The organism is Candidatus Accumulibacter sp. ACC012 (assembly GCF_907163155.1).
In the GTDB taxonomy this organism is placed as follows: Bacteria; Pseudomonadota; Gammaproteobacteria; order Burkholderiales; family Rhodocyclaceae; genus Accumulibacter; species Accumulibacter delftensis.
The window spans coordinates 11,661-27,179 of record NZ_CAJQUC010000023.1 but is presented as its reverse complement, the minus strand read 5'-3'; the positions used below and the strand labels follow the sequence as shown (position 1 = coordinate 27,179).

The window sequence follows — 15,519 nt, the reverse complement described above, 5'->3', positions numbered from 1 at the left end:
TCCACCTCGACGTCCTGCAGCCGAAGTGTCCTGTAAAACAGACTGCCCAGCGCCAGGCGGGCTTCACCCTCTCCCATCGAGAGCCACCATTTCTGCCGCGCTGTCTGACCGCTTACTTAGCTGCAAGCCGGTGACCCGCAGATGGCCCGGCATGATGGTCCATGCGGAAGTGGTCGCCGATGACACTGACGGGAAGTGTAACAACGGCTGGCCGCTGCTGCCCGACCCCGGCGCTTGGTCGCCGAGCCGAGGGCACGACCAGCGCCCGGAGAACTCCTTTGTGCAGACTTCCGAACGGCGCGGTTTTCTGGCCATGCCCACGCCAGTCCGGACGATTGACCGGACTCAACACTCACCCGCACCCTTGAAACCTGGCGTTGAAGTTCCTACGCTTACCGTGGAGGTGACCTTATGCAGACAAGTGTGCTTGAAGGCCGTGAACGGGAGATCCTGGTCGCGCGCAGCGAACCGCCAGCCCGCGACAGCGAGCTGTACCTACGGCAGACCGACCGCGTGCGGCCGGATGGTCGCCCCGAGACCCTGGTGTCGGGCGTCGATATCGTGCTCAAGGACGGCGCCCCGAACGGCATCTTCCGTCAGCTGAACCGTCCGCGGACAGAGAAGCTGAACGCCGACCGGCCGAAGGAGAAGCGCCGCAGCGTCGTGATCGTCGCCGATACCGTCACGCTGCACGGCGAGTTGTCGCTGCCGGAAACCGACGTCACGATCTTCGCCCGCCGGCTAGCAATCCGCGACGACGGCCGCATCAACACCAGTCCGTTGGATTGGGATGTCGCCAAGGCGCCGGACGGCGATCCCGTCAACCGCCGGAAGGCGGGCGACGGGATCGCCGGCCCGAGTGCCGGCACGATCACCCTCTTCCTTGACACCATTGATGCCCCGGCAGCGCAAAAGGCCTTCCTTGCGCTCGGTGGCCACGGCCAGGCTGCCGGGCACGGTTTCGACGGCCAGCCCGGCGACCGCATGTCGACGGTCAGCAACCAGTTTCAACTCCGAGATTCCGGCCACCTCAACACCGCCACGGCGAAATACCCGCATCCCTGCGTCTATGCCGACTTCCATTGGAAGTGGGGCTTCATCCCCCAGTACCACGGCCACTACGGCGCCAAGAAATGGCCGAGCAGCGGTCAGGACGCCGTTGAGCCGGGTGTGCCGGGCTCCGGTGGCAATGGCGGTGCCTTCACCACCAACGCGGCCTCGGTCAGGGCCCTGCTGGCCAACGGCGGCGGACGTGCCGGCGCCAAGGCCGGCGACGTGCGCGGCGGCCGGGCCGGCCATCCCACAACCTGCGCTCACTACGAGGTGACCAATCAGTTCGATCTGTTCCGCGCTACCGCCGCCTCCCACGTACGGTCGATCGACGGCAGCCCGAAGTCCTTCGTGGACGGCAAGAGCCATACCGCCCAGCCCGCCGCCCGCGGCGACGGGAAACAGGGTGCGGTTAGCCTGGTCGAGGCGCCGTCTGCTTGGCTGCATCCGCTGCAGCTGAGGACGGTGCTGCGCTATGCCCGCGATGCGCTGCTTGCCGGCGAGCGCGAGACGGTGGCCGGGTTGCTGAAGCCGTACATGGCCGCCCTCGCGCAGCCGATGCCGACGGCCGCAGGCGCCTGGGACGCGGACCTTACCGCCGCCTGGGCAGCCGCCCAGTCCGACGCGGCATCGCTGCTGACCCGGCTCAACACGCAACTGGATGCCTTCGGCAATCCCTTTGGCTTCATGCCGCTGCTGTCGCTGGCCTCGACGGTCCGGCTGCACGAGCGGCAAGCGGAACGGGCCCTGGAGATGCTGCTGCTCGCCGCCTGGGTCGGCGATTCCGAGCGCAACGCCGAGAGTGCGGCCAACGCCATGGCCAGCGCGATTGAGGACACGCTGGCCGACACCGAGCGGGTGGTGTCCGGGCTGCACAAGGCGGAGGCGCGCGTCGAGGCCCTGGATCAGGACCTGATGGCGCTGGAGGAGCGCTTGCGCGCCATGGGGCACAAGCTCGACGCCCTACGCACCAGGCTGTACAACGAGGCGTCGCAGGACCTGCATATCCGGGCGCAGATCAAGTTCGGCATCAAGATGGCCAGCGCGATCGCCCAGGTGATCCCCTACGTCCAGCCGGCGGCGGGGGCACTCGGCGACCTGGCCAACGTGGCGGCAGACCTGACCGATTCCGATACCGACGTGCCGGACACCGTCAGCAAGATGGGCGACACCATCGACAAGGCGCGTCAGGCGCAGAACAAGGCCACTGCGGCGAAGAAGAAGGCCGAGGCGGAAGCCAAGAAGGCCAAGGACACAAAGCCGAACAGCGGCAAAAAGCAGGCCTCGCTGGCCGCCAAGGGCTGGGGCGACGTGGCCGACGGCATCGGCCCCGCCGTTGCCCGCGCCGGCGAAGCGTTCAAGGCGCTGCAGGTGTCCGACGCGCAGATCGAGGCGGAGTTGGCGAAGCTGGAGGATTCCAGCCCCGAGTGGCAGACGGTCACCGGCGACCTGCGAACGCTGAATGCCGACAAGGCGCGCATCTTCGGCGGACTTTGCGCGCTGCTGAACGAAATCGCCGAGAGCTACGGCCGCCTCGCCGCCAATGCCGACGCGGTGCGTCTGCTGCAGGCGGAGAAGGAGGACAAGGTCGCGCGACTCAGCCCGGAGGCGAACGAGGTCGTGCAGGGCATGGCGCAGAACGCCCGCCTGTCGCTGCAGTACAGCCTGTACCTGATGAGCAAGGCCTACGAGACGACTGTGTTCAAGCAGTTGTCCGTCGACTGGTCGTTGGACGCCGTATTCGACAGGATCGTGACGCTGCTTGGCGGCCGCGACAGTCTAGATGCCGCCTCCCTGACCGAAATGGCAACCGCCCTGAAGCCGCTGTTCGACCAGACGGTCAACGACCTGCGCAACCGGCTGCTGCAGGATTTCGACTTCAACAACACTCTGGTGGCGCCGCTGGAGTTCGGCATGACCGACGCCCAGACGCCGGCGCTGCTGGACCGGCTGAACGCTGGCGAAGCGGTGGCCATCGACCCCCTGAGCGTCGGCCTCGTTCTGCCGCAGCAGCAACGCGCACGCGCGGTCAGCTTTGAATGCACCAAGCTGGAGTTCGAACCGGCCGGCCAGGCCCTGCCCGCCTCCGGCAACATGATCGTGACGCTGAGCCCCGGTATCGAGGGCACGGTGCGCCAGGACGAACACCTCTACCTGGTACGCACCGACCGGCCGCGGCAATGGGCGTGGACCTTCAACTTCAGCGGCCGGACGCTGGAGGTGAATCCGCCGTCGCTGGCCGCGCTGGACCTGCTCAACCTTCTGCTGCAGTCCTCTGACGACGACGTGAAGCAGAAGCTGGCCGCCCCGCCCGCCTGGACCGACAACGCCGTCAGCGTCAGCTTCAGCCCGCCACTGCCGCCGCAGCAAAGGCCGCGGATCAAGGCGTTGATCTTTCGTTGCCTAGTCGAGTCCCTGCCTGCGCCGCAGTCGCAGCGAGCGCTGGACATCCGCGGCATCGGCCCGGAGTCGGAGATCGCGGTGGCCCCGGCGGACCTTGCGAGCCGCGCGGCGGGCATGGGAGCGAGCTACCGAATCTTCTCGAAGGGCCAGCAGGTCACCCTGACCGCGCCCGACTGCCAGGGCACCGGCCACTTCCGGGAATGGTCGCTGCTCGGTCGGGACCTGATTCGCTCGGAAAATCCTGAAACGCGGATCGAGCTGTCCGACAACATCGTGGCGATGGCGCAGTACGCCACCACGGTCGTCGAGACAGCGGTGCTGGAACGTTGCCGCGGGATGGACCCCGCCGCCCTGCACGGTGAAGTGGGCGATGCCGCCCAGGTCGAGGCGCTCGCTTCCATTTTCACGGCCCGCGCCGCGGCACCGACCTTGGCCGCCGGCGAGCCGACGCTGCTGCGCGCGGCGCCGGAAGACGCCGCGGCGGCGATCGCCCTGATCCCACCGGACGCTTGGCCGACGACGCTGGAAGACGCCAGCGCCGGTTGGCAGAAGGTCCAGTTCGGCCCCGCCATCGGCTTCATCCGCGCCGCCTCCGTCAAGGCCTCAACGCAGTAGAGAAATCTCCGACTGCGCTCGTGCTTCTCTGGCCGCCAGCCGTTCCGTTTTCCGTTCGCCTAAAATTGGGGGATTACCATCCCCTTAACAAGAAAAAGGAAAGCACTAATTATGCAGATCCACAGACGACTAACAGTATGGACGGCCCTTGTCGTGCTTGCCTTGCCTGGCTTGGCCGCGACAGTACAGGCCGAAGTATCGAAAAAGACGATTGGCTCACTTGGCGCGCCCGACAGCGTCGAGACATCGATCGGAACGCTGAACTTCAAGGACGGCGCGCCCAGCGCCGACACTGCTCAAAAGGTATTCGATACGCTCGCCTTCACCCGCGCGCTTAACGTATACAACAACAGCTTTCGCGGCGCCTCCGCCCTGGGCTTCCACAAGGGCTTCCAGAGCATCGGCGCCAACTACAACGACGTCGTCATTACACCTAAACTGCTCGACTCCACGTCCCTATTCCTGACCGGAAACGCCGACACCGTCTACTACCTCTCCGTCATCGACCTTTCGAAGGGGCCGATGGTGATCGAACAGCCTTCGGATGGCGTCGGGACCATCAACGACATGTGGTTCTCGTGGATCATCGACGTCGGTGGCCCCGGACCAGATCGCGGCCGGGGTGGCAAGTATCTAATCGTCGGTCCGGATTACGATGGGCCGCTGCCCAAGGGTGGATACTTCGTCGCCCACTCCAAGACGAACCGGGTTCTCTACGCGTCGCGCGCCTATCTGGTTAATAACGATCCCAAGCCGGCGGTCGAGAACGTCAAGGCGAACATGAAGATCTACCCCTATGCCGCGGGCGGTTACGGCACCAGCATCGCTGAGGCGCTGACCGGCGCGGTCCGCCTCGGGGGAGACCCGAAGATCCCCGACACCAAGTTCATCGATGCGAGCAACCTGTCGTTCAATACCATCCCGCCCAGCGATTTCGGCTTTTACGAATGGATCAACGAAAACGTCCAGGCCGAGCCCGCCGCCAGCTATGATGTGGAGCTCTCCGGGCAACTCGCCGCCATCGGCATCGTCAAGGGCAAAAAGTTTGCGCCTGACGAACGAATGAAGAAGATCCTCACCGATGCCGCCGTTGTAGGCCAGGCAGCCGGACGGGTGCTGAACTGGCGCCCCTTCGAGGCTCACCCGGACTGGGCCTACTACCCGAACTCGATGTGGGGAAACATGCTCTGGGAAGGCGGCGCCTTCTTCGAGACTCCACCACCCGCGTTCAAGGACGGGGCATTCAAACCGCTACCGCCGACCGGTGCCCGCACCCTGGATTCGCGCACGGCCTTCTACTACGGCTACACCCTCGACAGCCCCGGCATGATCATGAACATCCCCGGCGTGGGATCGCAGTATCTGATGGGTTTCCTGGATGCCAACGGCGATGTGTTCGATGGGTCGAAGGCTTACAAAGTGACGCTGCCAAAGGGTATCCCGGCCAAGGCGTTCTGGTCGTTCACGCTCTACGATAACCAGACACGGTCGATGTTGCAGACGCCCCAGAAATATCCGCGCGCCGGGTCGCAGAGCTACCCTTCACCGGCGGCGAAGGCGGCTGAAGACGGTACCACCACGATCTGGTTCAGTCCTGAACAGCCAGGCGGCGTGGATCGCGGCAACTGGATCCAGACCGATCCTAAGAAGGGCTGGTTTACGATCCTTCGGCTCTACAGCCCGCTTCCGTCGTTCTTCGACAAATCCTGGCGGCCGAGCGAGATCGAATTGGTCCGGTGAGAGACGGTTCAGCCAGCCAACATCCGCATTCACCTGACTGGCTACAGCGGGCTTCGCCCGCCTCCGCCGGCAGGTGGTGTGGGACATTGAATGTCCGCTTCTTGAAAGCGCGACGGGCAGAAAAGGGTCGTTATGCAAAGTCGCCGATTATGGAAAGTTGTCGAGGTGCCTTGGTGACGACGCCAGGCAGGGACTGGCACGGCAACATCTAACGCTGCCACACGCTCGACATAATTTCTGCGTTTGGCTTACGTCGCAACCCTAGGTCAAAGGACATCTATGAACATCCATATCCCGGTTGTTGGTTGTCGTCTCGCCGAAAACGCTGGCCGGGCAAGGATCTTAAGTCTGACGAGGCAGGCAGGATCCAGCGCTATCGTCGTAGAGACCTGCAGACGCCCCCCATTGAGATGCTGCGATTATGTGTACGACCCGATGTTCATGCTCCCCTTCCGATGGCGGTTGGCGTTGAAAAATGACAGCGACTTTCGATAATCGGCGACTTTGCTTCGCTTCCCGGAAGCGGCCATTCATCATCGAGTGCTGACGACCCTAAGCGGAAGTAGCTCGAATTGAAAAGCTGCCGTTCAACGTCGAAGGTGAGGGGCGCGGAGGCAGCAATCGAAGCCTGCTGGCGGAGTGTCCCTCTCGACCGCTTGGTTATGCGGCGTCTTGCTCATCCTGCTGACTTCATTCGCCGGTATTCCCTGGACGCCGAGACTACTTGTTTCTTCGTATGGTCGTAATAGGTGGACCGGCCAACAAGCGTACGAAGATCCCCAGAAAGGTAGAGTACGACTGTCCCAACGATATAGCCCCTCCCCTGTTTGTCCTCGAAGAACAGGACCAGTTGCCCAGAGGTGAACCGCCCTTCGTAGTCGAAGACCCTAGTTCCTTCTGGCACCTCGCGCGTAATCGTGGCTCTTACGAAAGAGCCATGCTGCTCGATCTCAAGTGTGCTGTTCTGTTGATCCGGTTTATCTCCGTCTGGGAAGAAGCCCGCCCACGCGCCGGAGAGGTTCGGGACTGTTGAACTAGACTGCGTATCTTCGGCTGTGACTTTGAGCAGTCTCGGTCGCCCACCTAAGGCGCAAATGCGCTCTTCAATTGAAGTGCAGGCCGGACCAATGGCGGCATGGATGTTGCCGCTGGCGTGTGGCCGATATGTGGCGGCGGAAATGCCCAGTAGATCCGTTGGCAGCTTTAGGTCGTTGGTCTTGTCATACAGGAAGAAGCAACGATTCCGCCCCAACCGGCCCATGAAGAGCCCAAGTTCGAACACAACGTTGTCGCGCGGAGAGACTGCGTCGTGATCTCGACTTTGTGTCAGGTCGTCGGGCGTCAGAACCAATACTGCAAAGTCTGAAGTCTCGATGGCCTTGATGAGAGATTCGAGATAGCTGTATGAAAGTTCAAAGACACCCTGGCTCCAGAGATTCACGTCGGCGAACCCGTCGAGTGCCTTTTGTACCGCTTTTGCGACCAGAAGCCCCTCTGAGGACGAACCGACGAAGACGGAAGCGCGTTGAGTCATGACGGTACCTCCACATATGCCGCATAACGAATAGCGTTTATCTGCCGCCCCGAAAGCGCTCGGCTCAACCGCTGCTGAAACCTCCGAAGCTAGGTCGATAGCATACGCCAAGATTGCTTCGCGTGCCGCTTCGTGATGATTCTTGCATCATGCATCGAGAGGCTCTTCACGACCCAAAGCAGAAGTTCGGCGAAATACAAAGCAGACCTTCGCGGTGCTGCGAAATTACCGGGTCCGGGCGCCTTTTACGAACTCAAGTGAAGCCCGAAATAATTCGAGATCCTGCTCGTAGTCTGCTGCGTCGGCCCTATCGATTTGAATCCACTCCCTCGAACTTGCCATCCCGCCGGGTTGGAATGGAACGACGTTGCTTCTCGAGAATTGCAACTCGGACGCAGTAGAGGCCGGCACACGTAGCCCTACGCCATTTCCACTTATACAGGCGAACATCTTGTCGTTGACGAAGAAGGCGTCAAGGTCGCTAATTTTTCTTGCGCTGACGCCGGGAAGTTTAAGAAGAAGGGTATCGATTTGCGTCTTGCGGCTTGTTTTTTGGATACGGGTGTTCAAAGGGGCTCCATCGAGTGTGTCATGCCAAAGACGATTCAGTCTTATAGTGAAATACGCCGGAGAAATTGAGACTGCAAAAACCCAATGCCAAGGTGTGAAATTATTGCCCGAGTCCAGTCGAATTCTTCTGTGTCGCAGCCTAACGGCTGCTTTCTAAGATCGTCAATGCGAACTCCCGACCTATTGCGGTCAGTCGCTGAGCCGCGTAGCCGACGTTCACGACAACGCAATCTACAGGCTCAACGTTGAAGCTGTGCGCTGCAAACGAAGCGCAGCGTAGTTTGCATCCGAACGAGCGCCTTGTTAGGAACTTACGGCTCACCAACTATTAGAACTGGCGCTCCTTTTTCAAAGTCAATTGGCATGGAAGTATGTTCATGCACAACGCACCACCCGCCATCTAGTTTTTGAAAACAAACAGTAGTGCGACACCAAGGCTGCTTATCTGGATTGGCTATATTGCTGCCGCTTACCTTTGAATAAAAATGCATAAAGGCAAGATCATTTCCTGCATATAATTTAACTTTTCTTCTACTTACTTTCGGGGATTCACCAAAATATGGAAAGCATGAGTTCCATAGGTCTTTATATTTTTCAATTCCCACAACTTGCGCGCCTATATCAAATATTTCAACATTCTCTATATAGTCTTTCGCGAGTGAACTGGAATCGCATTTCGATACTGCTTTATCCCATTGTGAAGTTAGGTCAATAATTTGCTCGGCAGATTCTCTGCTTCCAATAATTTCAATGTCCATTTTCTGATCCTGATGTTTTTAATGTTGTGCCTAACTTTGTTTTATGGCGACAGTTTTGCTGCGTAACACCGGGGGCTGCTCACAAAATCGATGTCGCTCGGAACGCTGGAAGCCCTAGCGCAGCAAGCTCTGCGTCCGATGTATGCTGATTCTATAGATGATAAACGAATCGTGAAAGGCGGCACTTCGCAAACTAGGTCGATAGCATGCACCCAGGCCGCTTCAATGGCTGCTTTCAGCGGACTTCTCCACCGTCTCTTCCTGGCCGTTATCTGCCCGAGTCGACCTTAGTACGCAGTTCTTTCCCCGCCTGAAAGTGGGGCACAGCTTTCGCTGGAACCCGCACGGCCTCACCGGTTTTTGGGTTGCGCCCAGTACGGGGCGGCCGGTAGTTGAGCCCGAAGCTTCCGAAACCGCGTATTTCAATGCGGTCCCCCTTCACCAGCGTGTTGCTCAGCGCTTCAAGAATGGCTTTGACCGAAAGTTCAGTATCTTTGGTTGTGAACTGCGGGAAAAGGGCAGCGAGTCGGTTGATGAGTTCGGAGCGAATCATAGGCAAATTTTACGCGGCACTTCCGCTCGAGAACGGTGGCAAACTACACAACGCCAAGCGCGACAGCATAAATGACGCATGGCAACTTCGACGCCCTCCGGATGTTGAGCGCCGTCCCTCAGTTCAAGCCACGGTGAGTCACCGTCGGCAGGATTTCGCGACGGAAATCAAGCGCAAAAACCCAGTGGGCGGTCCTGACTGATAAAGAACGATAGCATTCTCTAGTAGGCGACCTTGAAGGTCGGACTGTCCTCCGGCCGAGTCTTGCGGTGATCGTAAATCCGGGTCGTGGCGATGTTGGCGTGACCCAGCCACTCCTGCACCTTGGCAATGTCGGCCTGGTGGTCAAGCGCGTTGGTCGCGGCGGTCGCCCGCAACGCGTGCGCTCCAATCGCGAAACCCAGTGCCGCTGAGTATTGCCGCACCAGTTTGTAAACCGCGTCGGGTGTGATCGCTCTTTCCAGTGTGCCGGTGCAGTTGTTGCGGATGGGTCGGAACAGGGCGCCCGTATCGTCCGCGCCATGCCCCGCGACCTCAAGATAGTCGCCGATCAAGCCGCTGGCCGCGGGGTGCAGCGGGACATAACGGATCTTGCCGCCCTTGCCGAACACCTTGAGGTGCGGCACCCCGCGCCGCTCGTGCTTGAAGTCCTTGACCGTCAACCGGCACAGCTCGTCACGCCGCAGGGCGTGATAGAGCAGGGTGGCCAGGATGGCGCGGTCGCGCTTGCCCTTGAGCGACGCGCCGTCGGGCGCGTCCAGCAGCTTGCGCGCCTGGTGGTCGCCGAGGGCCGGGGTCTTGCCTTCGTAGCTTTCCACCGGTGGGCGCTTGACCCCCTTGACTGGGTTATGGGTCACGGCGTTCTTCTCGCACAGGGACTCGAACAGCGACGACAGTGCCGCCAGGCGATGCCGTACGGTCATGCCGCTCAGCGTGCGCTGCACCAAGTCGTCGCGCCAGGCGATGACATGGGCGCGTGTGACGGTGCGAAATTCCTCGGGCTTCACGATGCCGGTGAACTTCATGAAATCCGCGAGGGCGTTTTCGTAGGCGCGACGGGTGGCCTTGTTGCCGAGATTGGCGAACCATTCGATCTCGGGCGGCACGTCGGCCAGGCGCTGGAACTGTTCGGCGGTCAGGAGCCGGGAAGCGACTGGGGGAGCGCTTGGCAGGTCGCTCGTGGTCATGGCCGCGCCCGGTTCAAGGAGTCAGATCGTCGGGCTGCGGCGGCTCGCCGCCCTGGCGCTGCATGATGCGGTCGAAAGCATCAAAATCAGCCCGCTCCCGACGTTCAGCGAAGAACGTCGCGGTGTTCATGGCCGCCAGCTTCTCGGCGACAGCGGTCGCCACGAACTGGTTTAAGCTCGTGCCGTCGGCCTTGGCGCGGCGCACAACTTCGGCCTTTATCGAATTAGGCAGACGCAGCGGGTAGGTGCTTTGAGAATTTCTCATAGTCTGATCCTCCGTAAGGCGGTGATAGGGGTCAATACTTCGATGCCAAATTGCAGCGGCACAGTGCCGAAATCGCGTTGATTAAACGTCACGATGGCCGACGCGAGGCCGTTGGCGGCGGCTTCGAGCACCAGTTCGTCGCCGGGATCGCGCAACAGCGGTCGCCACAAAAAATGCGTCTCGACCGGCGCGACCATGGCGATGACGGCATCCAGAAAGATGCTCACCTGGGCGGGGCTAAGACCAGCAGCTATGCCGTGTTCAGGTCGACAACAGGTCGCTTCGTATTCGAGCGCCAGCGCCACATTGGCCACAAGCGTAATCTCGCCCCGACGGGCCGCCATCAACAAGGCGGCTGAAGCGCCAGTTGGACTGCGCATGGCGGCAACGATGACGTTGGTGTCGAGAACAAGCCTCATATCACCAGCAATATCATATCTCGGGCGATGTGTCCACAAGAAAGCAGATCATGGCGCCATGGCGCCCGTCATTTGTTTATTGATAAAATAGGTTATCAATAGTACAGAAGCCTTGTCGAGCCCGTTGCCAAGCAGAGGTTTTCCGGCACGGCTGAGACAGCACAACTCGCCTTGTTGCACTTTGCGAGGCGCGCGTTGTAATGATGATGTATATACTTGGTTAGTACCCTTTGACAGGAGACCTGATCATGTCGAAAGAAGCCGTTTTCACGATGAAGCTGGAACCCGAGCTGCGCGCCGAGTTCATGGCGGAAGCTGAAGCCGCCCACCGCCCGGCGTCGCAAGTGCTGCGCGAGCTCATGCGCGAGTTTGTTCACCGCCAGCGCGAGGCACGGGACTACGATGAGTTCCTGCGCCACAAGGTCGAGGCCGGCCGGGCCTCGATGCGGGCCGGGGAGGGGCGATCGAACGATGAGGTCGAAACCGAGTTTTCTGCACGGCGTGCCAATGTGATGAATCGCCCGTGAGGGTCGTCTGGACACCAGAAGCGCAACAGGACCGCGCCGACGTATGGGACTACATCGCTGCCGACAACCCACGTGCGGCCGCGCGAATGGATGAACTGTTCAGCGACGCAGCCATTCGTCTGGCCCAGCACCCCCATCGTTGCAAGCCGGGAAGGATTCCCGGCACCGGCAAGCTGATCCCGCATGAAAGCTATCGCCTGGTGTATGAGATCGACGCCGAAACAGCGTGGATACTGACGCTCGTTCATACGGCCCGCCTGTGGTCGCCAGTGCGTGATTAACAAGGGCCATCTGTCCCCTGCACCGTTCATGGAGAAGTGGCTCGGCACCCAGCACTCGGAAAGACAGGTAGCATGACCACTACCCTTTGGAAGGCGAAAAACCGAGGGAACCTCACTTTCCGTATCACCTGTTTGTCAAGCCCACACGTGGCTTGCAGCGACTTATCTGGTTCTCGTTGTTCACAGCGTGGTTCTCGTCCACTTCGACTACTGGACGCAGCCGGTCGGCTGGCTGTTGGCCCTGTCGATGCTTGGTGGCAGCATGGCGGCGATCATCGTGCTGACCGGCCGCGTGGAGGCAGGACGTCGAACGCAGGGCTTCATCGAGTCGCTCAATTACTTCCCGGCCTTGCGGGTTCTCGAGTCGTCCATACGGCTGAACGAGGGCTGGGCCGGTCATCGCGCCGGCCAGTTCGCGTTCGTCAGGTCGAGCAAAAGCGAGCGCGCTCACCCATACACCATCGCCTCGGCGTGGAACGGGAACGACCCGCGCATCACCTTCATCACGAAGGCGCTCGGCGACCATACGAGCACGTTGCATGAGCGCCTGAAAGTCGGCATGGCGGTGACCGTCGAAGGGCCGTACGGCTGCTTCGATTTCGACGACGAAAAGCCGCGCCAGATCTGGTTCTGCGGCCCGCCCGGGTTCGGCCAGGCCTTGCGACGCGACTTCATCGCCCGAGGGCTGGCAGCGTCAGCCTTTCACCAGGAACTGTTCGAGATGCGTTGAGCGCGCCCGCGACGGTCCCACCGCGCATGGCGCAAGCACTGAGCCGAGCGGGGTTCGGATGACTTTTTAGGGGCTTCCGGGGCCAACTTCGAGTTGTTTGACTCCGTTTGCTGAGCGTATATATACTCGCTTCGCCCCCGTTGAATTTTTTGTCCATCGGCTACGCTGGCTTCCTTCCATCCACCGGCGAGACCCACCATGAAGATCGTCCTGGCCCCGAATGCCTTCAAGGGCAGCCTATCCGCCATGGCTGCCGCTGTGGCCATGGAGCAGGGGGTGCGCGCCGCCTTCCCCGGGGCGGAGGTAATCAAGGTCCCAGTGGCGGACGGTGGAGACGGTTTAACGGAGGTGCTAATCGATGCGCTGGATGGTGAGGCGCGGGTTGTCACTGTGCGCGGCCCCCTGGAAGAACCGATTCAGGCGACCTTATGCCATGTTCCGGCCTTGGGGCTGGTCGCGGTGGAGATGGCGGTGGCCAGCGGCTTGGCCCTGCTCGCCCCGCAGGAGCGCAACCCAAGCCTGACCACGACCTATGGAACCGGCGAGCTCATTCGTGCGGCTCTGGATCTGGGGGTTCGCCACATTGTCGTGGGTATCGGCGGCAGTGCCACCAACGACGGCGGCGTTGGCATGGCGGCCGCCCTGGGCATGCGCTTTCTTGACGTCGCTGGCAACCCGGTAGCGCCGGTCGGCGGTGCCCTGGGACAAATCCACCGCATTGATCCCAGCGGACTGGATCCACGCCTGGCCAAGCTGCGCTGCGAGGCCATCTGTGACGTCGACAACCCACTACTTGGACCTCGTGGCGCGGCCTATGTCTATGGCCCGCAGAAGGGTGCGTCGCCGGCACAGGTGGAGGAACTCGACGCGGGCCTGGCCCATTTAGCCGATGTCATTGCCTCGGACCTCGGACTAGACGTCCGCGACCTTCCGGGAGCCGGGGCCGCTGGCGGGCTGGGGGCGGGGCTGCATGCCTTCCTGGGCGCCGAGTTGCGTCGTGGCGTGGACCTGGTGTTGGACTTGGTAGGACTCGATGCCCATCTCACCGGGGCCGACTTGGTCATCACGGCCGAGGGCCAGATCGACTTCCAAACCGCCTTCGGCAAGGCCCCGGCCGGGGTCGCCCAGCGGGCCAAGCTGCGGGGCATCCCCTGCATGGCCATCGCCGGCGGGATCGGCGAACGCATCACCGATTTGCACGAGATCGGCATCGACGCGGTCTTTAGCCTCTGTCACGGCCCAATGACGCTCGAACAGGCTATGAAGGGCGGACCTTCGCTGCTGCAAGCAGCAACGGAGCAAGTGGTGCGCTGTTTCTTCAGCACCTCCCGTGGAGGCCAAGGGTAGTCTTGTGTTGCACGCAGTCTCGAACATACAAGTTCCAGCCACCACAAGGGTTTCGCACCGCTTTCACGCTTGCTGAAAGTCCCTTCAAGAATGCAGCACTACACTAGCATCTCATCTTCCCCAAAACGACGAAACCCTACCTGAGGAGATTCCTATGTGGCTCGTTGCGCTATTGGTCATGTCCATCGTATTCATCGTCCTGGCGACCACCAAGCTCAAGATGCACCCATTCCTGGCGTTATTGCTGACCGCATTTGGCTTCGGCATCCTCTCGGGCATGCCGTTGAAGGATGTCGTGGATTCGGTCAATAAGGGATTTGGCGGCACGATCGGCTATATCGGGATCGTCATCTTGGCCGGTGCGATCATCGGTGCCTTCCTTGAAAAATCCGGCGGGGCCTATCGCCTGGCGACCAGTATCCTCAAGCTCACCGGGCAGCGGCAGGTGCCTCTGGCCATGGGATTCATGGGCTACGTCGTCTCTATTCCGGTCTTCTGCGACTCAGCGTTCGTACTGTTGGCGCCGCTCATGCGGGCGCTGGCGAGCAAGGCCGGGATCACCCTGGCGTCGGCCGCTGTCGCCTTGAGCCTGGGCCTCTACGCCACCCACACCATGGTCCCACCCACCCCGGGGCCGGTGGCTGCGGCGGGGATACTCGGCGCAGATCTGGGTCTGGTGATTATTTGGGGAATGGGTGTCGGGCTGGTCTCGATGATAGCCGGCTGGCTGTTCGCGGTCCTGGTGGCCTCCGGGTCTACATCTCGCCGGACGCCGGGAAGAAAACGGATGCCGAATCTGCCGCTGCCCCCGTGGTATCCGCGCAGGAGGATGGGCCGTCCGTCACTCGCTCACTGCTGCCGATCTTTCTCCCTATCATCCTCATCGTCACCCGCTCCATTGGTGAGCTCCCGAGCAAACCCTTTGGAGAAGCCGGCGCCTTCACGGAAGTGATGGGCTTTCTCGGACAACCCGTCGTGGCCCTGTTGATCGGTGTTGGTCTGGCCATGACCCTGCCCAAGCGCTTCGACAAGGAAATGCTCTCGATGACTGGCTGGGTCGGAGAGGCCATCGTCGGAGCGGCGACCATCATCATCATCACCGGCGCCGGCGGGGCCTTCGGAAAGGTCCTGCAAAACTCCGGCATCGCGAACGTGATCGGCGGTGCACTGAGCGACGCCAATCTCGGTATCTGGCTGCCGTTCCTCATTGCCGCCGGAATCAAGACGGCGCAGGGATCGTCCACCGTGGCCATCATCACCACCGCCGGGCTGCTTGCCCCGCTCCTGGCGACCCTCGGGCTCGATAGTGATACCCACCGGGCCTTGGTCGTGATCGCCATCGGCGCCGGGGCCATGGTCGTCTCCCATGCCAATGACAGCTACTTCTGGGTGGTGACCCAGTTCTCCGGTATGGACGTGAAGACCGGCTACAAACTCCAAACCTTGGGCACCCTGGTTCAGGGGTCGGTGGCGGCGCTCGCGGTCTACCTGGTGTCGATCATGGTTCTGTAACGAGATTGGCGGAGACTGAGCTTCCCTC

Annotated in this window: 15 protein-coding genes; 8 read left to right on the top strand and 7 right to left on the bottom strand. The window is 61.3% G+C overall.

Annotation, left to right across the window (positions count from 1 at the left end):
- Nucleotides 1–411 precede the first annotated feature (411 nt).
- Nucleotides 412–4,068: a hypothetical protein gene (locus QZ648_RS22975; protein ID WP_169068580.1), complete on the top strand. Its 3,657-nt coding sequence runs from the start codon at nucleotides 412–414 to the stop codon at nucleotides 4,066–4,068.
- Nucleotides 4,069–4,179: 111 nt separating this feature from the next.
- Nucleotides 4,180–5,808: a DUF1254 domain-containing protein gene (locus tag QZ648_RS22970; RefSeq protein WP_291997247.1), complete on the top strand. Its 1,629-nt coding sequence runs from the start codon at nucleotides 4,180–4,182 to the stop codon at nucleotides 5,806–5,808.
- A 676-nt stretch (nucleotides 5,809–6,484) separates the two neighbouring features.
- Here the strand turns inward: QZ648_RS22970 and QZ648_RS22965 are convergent.
- From QZ648_RS22965 to QZ648_RS22935, 7 genes are all read right to left on the bottom strand, one after another.
- On the bottom strand, nucleotides 6,485–7,342 hold the full coding sequence (locus QZ648_RS22965) for a nucleotide-binding protein (protein ID WP_291998416.1): 858 nt from the start codon (nucleotides 7,340–7,342) through the stop codon (nucleotides 6,485–6,487).
- Nucleotides 7,343–7,567: 225 nt separating this feature from the next.
- On the bottom strand, nucleotides 7,568–7,912 hold the full coding sequence (locus QZ648_RS22960) for a hypothetical protein (protein ID WP_291997223.1): 345 nt from the start codon (nucleotides 7,910–7,912) through the stop codon (nucleotides 7,568–7,570).
- Nucleotides 7,913–8,223: 311 nt separating this feature from the next.
- Nucleotides 8,224–8,670 (bottom strand): nuclear transport factor 2 family protein, encoded by a 447-nt coding sequence (locus tag QZ648_RS22955; RefSeq protein ID WP_291997224.1) that lies wholly within the window; start codon nucleotides 8,668–8,670, stop codon nucleotides 8,224–8,226.
- A 268-nt stretch (nucleotides 8,671–8,938) separates the two neighbouring features.
- Nucleotides 8,939–9,223 carry an integration host factor subunit beta gene (locus tag QZ648_RS22950; protein ID WP_169068583.1) on the bottom strand — a complete coding sequence of 95 codons (285 nt, stop codon included), beginning with the start codon at nucleotides 9,221–9,223 and terminating at the stop codon, nucleotides 8,939–8,941.
- A gap of 221 nt (nucleotides 9,224–9,444) precedes the next feature.
- Nucleotides 9,445–10,410, bottom strand: a complete 966-nt coding sequence (locus QZ648_RS22945) for a tyrosine-type recombinase/integrase (RefSeq protein WP_169068584.1) — start codon at nucleotides 10,408–10,410, stop codon at nucleotides 9,445–9,447.
- 13 nt (nucleotides 10,411–10,423) lie between these two features.
- Nucleotides 10,424–10,675 (bottom strand): YlcI/YnfO family protein, encoded by a 252-nt coding sequence (locus tag QZ648_RS22940; RefSeq protein WP_169068585.1) that lies wholly within the window; start codon nucleotides 10,673–10,675, stop codon nucleotides 10,424–10,426.
- Nucleotides 10,672–11,094 (bottom strand): PIN domain-containing protein, encoded by a 423-nt coding sequence (locus QZ648_RS22935; protein ID WP_169068586.1) that lies wholly within the window; start codon nucleotides 11,092–11,094, stop codon nucleotides 10,672–10,674. The genes QZ648_RS22940 and QZ648_RS22935 overlap by 4 nt, the downstream gene beginning before the upstream one ends.
- A 248-nt stretch (nucleotides 11,095–11,342) precedes the next feature.
- On the opposite strand from QZ648_RS22935, the gene QZ648_RS22930 reads away from it, so the two are divergent.
- The 6 genes from QZ648_RS22930 to QZ648_RS25190 all read left to right on the top strand — a co-directional run bounded on the left by QZ648_RS22930 (nucleotide 11,343) and on the right by QZ648_RS25190 (nucleotide 15,491).
- A complete protein-coding gene (locus QZ648_RS22930; protein ID WP_169068587.1) occupies nucleotides 11,343–11,621 on the top strand; it encodes an antitoxin of toxin-antitoxin stability system in 279 nt (92 codons plus the stop codon).
- Nucleotides 11,618–11,902 (top strand): type II toxin-antitoxin system RelE/ParE family toxin, encoded by a 285-nt coding sequence (locus tag QZ648_RS22925; protein ID WP_169068588.1) that lies wholly within the window; start codon nucleotides 11,618–11,620, stop codon nucleotides 11,900–11,902. The genes QZ648_RS22930 and QZ648_RS22925 overlap by 4 nt, the downstream gene beginning before the upstream one ends.
- 262 nt (nucleotides 11,903–12,164) lie before the next feature.
- Nucleotides 12,165–12,632, top strand: a complete 468-nt coding sequence (locus QZ648_RS22920; protein ID WP_248595647.1) for a hypothetical protein — start codon at nucleotides 12,165–12,167, stop codon at nucleotides 12,630–12,632.
- Nucleotides 12,633–12,830: 198 nt separating this feature from the next.
- On the top strand, nucleotides 12,831–13,979 hold the full coding sequence (locus QZ648_RS22915) for a glycerate kinase (RefSeq protein ID WP_291998415.1): 1,149 nt from the start codon (nucleotides 12,831–12,833) through the stop codon (nucleotides 13,977–13,979).
- 154 nt (nucleotides 13,980–14,133) lie between these two features.
- Nucleotides 14,134–14,931 (top strand): SLC13 family permease, encoded by a 798-nt coding sequence (locus tag QZ648_RS25195; RefSeq protein ID WP_366144230.1) that lies wholly within the window; start codon nucleotides 14,134–14,136, stop codon nucleotides 14,929–14,931.
- Complete coding sequence (locus tag QZ648_RS25190) at nucleotides 14,832–15,491, top strand: hypothetical protein (protein WP_366144234.1); 660 nt, start codon at nucleotides 14,832–14,834, stop codon at nucleotides 15,489–15,491. The genes QZ648_RS25195 and QZ648_RS25190 overlap by 100 nt, the downstream gene beginning before the upstream one ends.
- Nucleotides 15,492–15,519 lie beyond the last annotated feature (28 nt).

Coding starts and splice junctions, on each gene's coding strand:
- QZ648_RS22975 (WP_169068580.1), top strand. CDS start 412: ATGCAGACAAGTGTGCTTGAAGGCCGTGAACGGGAGATCCTGGTCGCG.
- QZ648_RS22970 (WP_291997247.1), top strand. CDS start 4,180: ATGCAGATCCACAGACGACTAACAGTATGGACGGCCCTTGTCGTGCTT.
- QZ648_RS22965 (WP_291998416.1), bottom strand. CDS start 7,342: ATGACTCAACGCGCTTCCGTCTTCGTCGGTTCGTCCTCAGAGGGGCTT.
- QZ648_RS22955 (WP_291997224.1), bottom strand. CDS start 8,670: ATGGACATTGAAATTATTGGAAGCAGAGAATCTGCCGAGCAAATTATT.
- QZ648_RS22950 (WP_169068583.1), bottom strand. CDS start 9,223: ATGATTCGCTCCGAACTCATCAACCGACTCGCTGCCCTTTTCCCGCAG.
- QZ648_RS22945 (WP_169068584.1), bottom strand. CDS start 10,410: ATGACCACGAGCGACCTGCCAAGCGCTCCCCCAGTCGCTTCCCGGCTC.
- QZ648_RS22940 (WP_169068585.1), bottom strand. CDS start 10,675: ATGAGAAATTCTCAAAGCACCTACCCGCTGCGTCTGCCTAATTCGATA.
- QZ648_RS22935 (WP_169068586.1), bottom strand. CDS start 11,094: ATGAGGCTTGTTCTCGACACCAACGTCATCGTTGCCGCCATGCGCAGT.
- QZ648_RS22930 (WP_169068587.1), top strand. CDS start 11,343: ATGTCGAAAGAAGCCGTTTTCACGATGAAGCTGGAACCCGAGCTGCGC.
- QZ648_RS22920 (WP_248595647.1), top strand. CDS start 12,165: ATGGCGGCGATCATCGTGCTGACCGGCCGCGTGGAGGCAGGACGTCGA.
- QZ648_RS22915 (WP_291998415.1), top strand. CDS start 12,831: ATGAAGATCGTCCTGGCCCCGAATGCCTTCAAGGGCAGCCTATCCGCC.
- QZ648_RS25195 (WP_366144230.1), top strand. CDS start 14,134: ATGTGGCTCGTTGCGCTATTGGTCATGTCCATCGTATTCATCGTCCTG.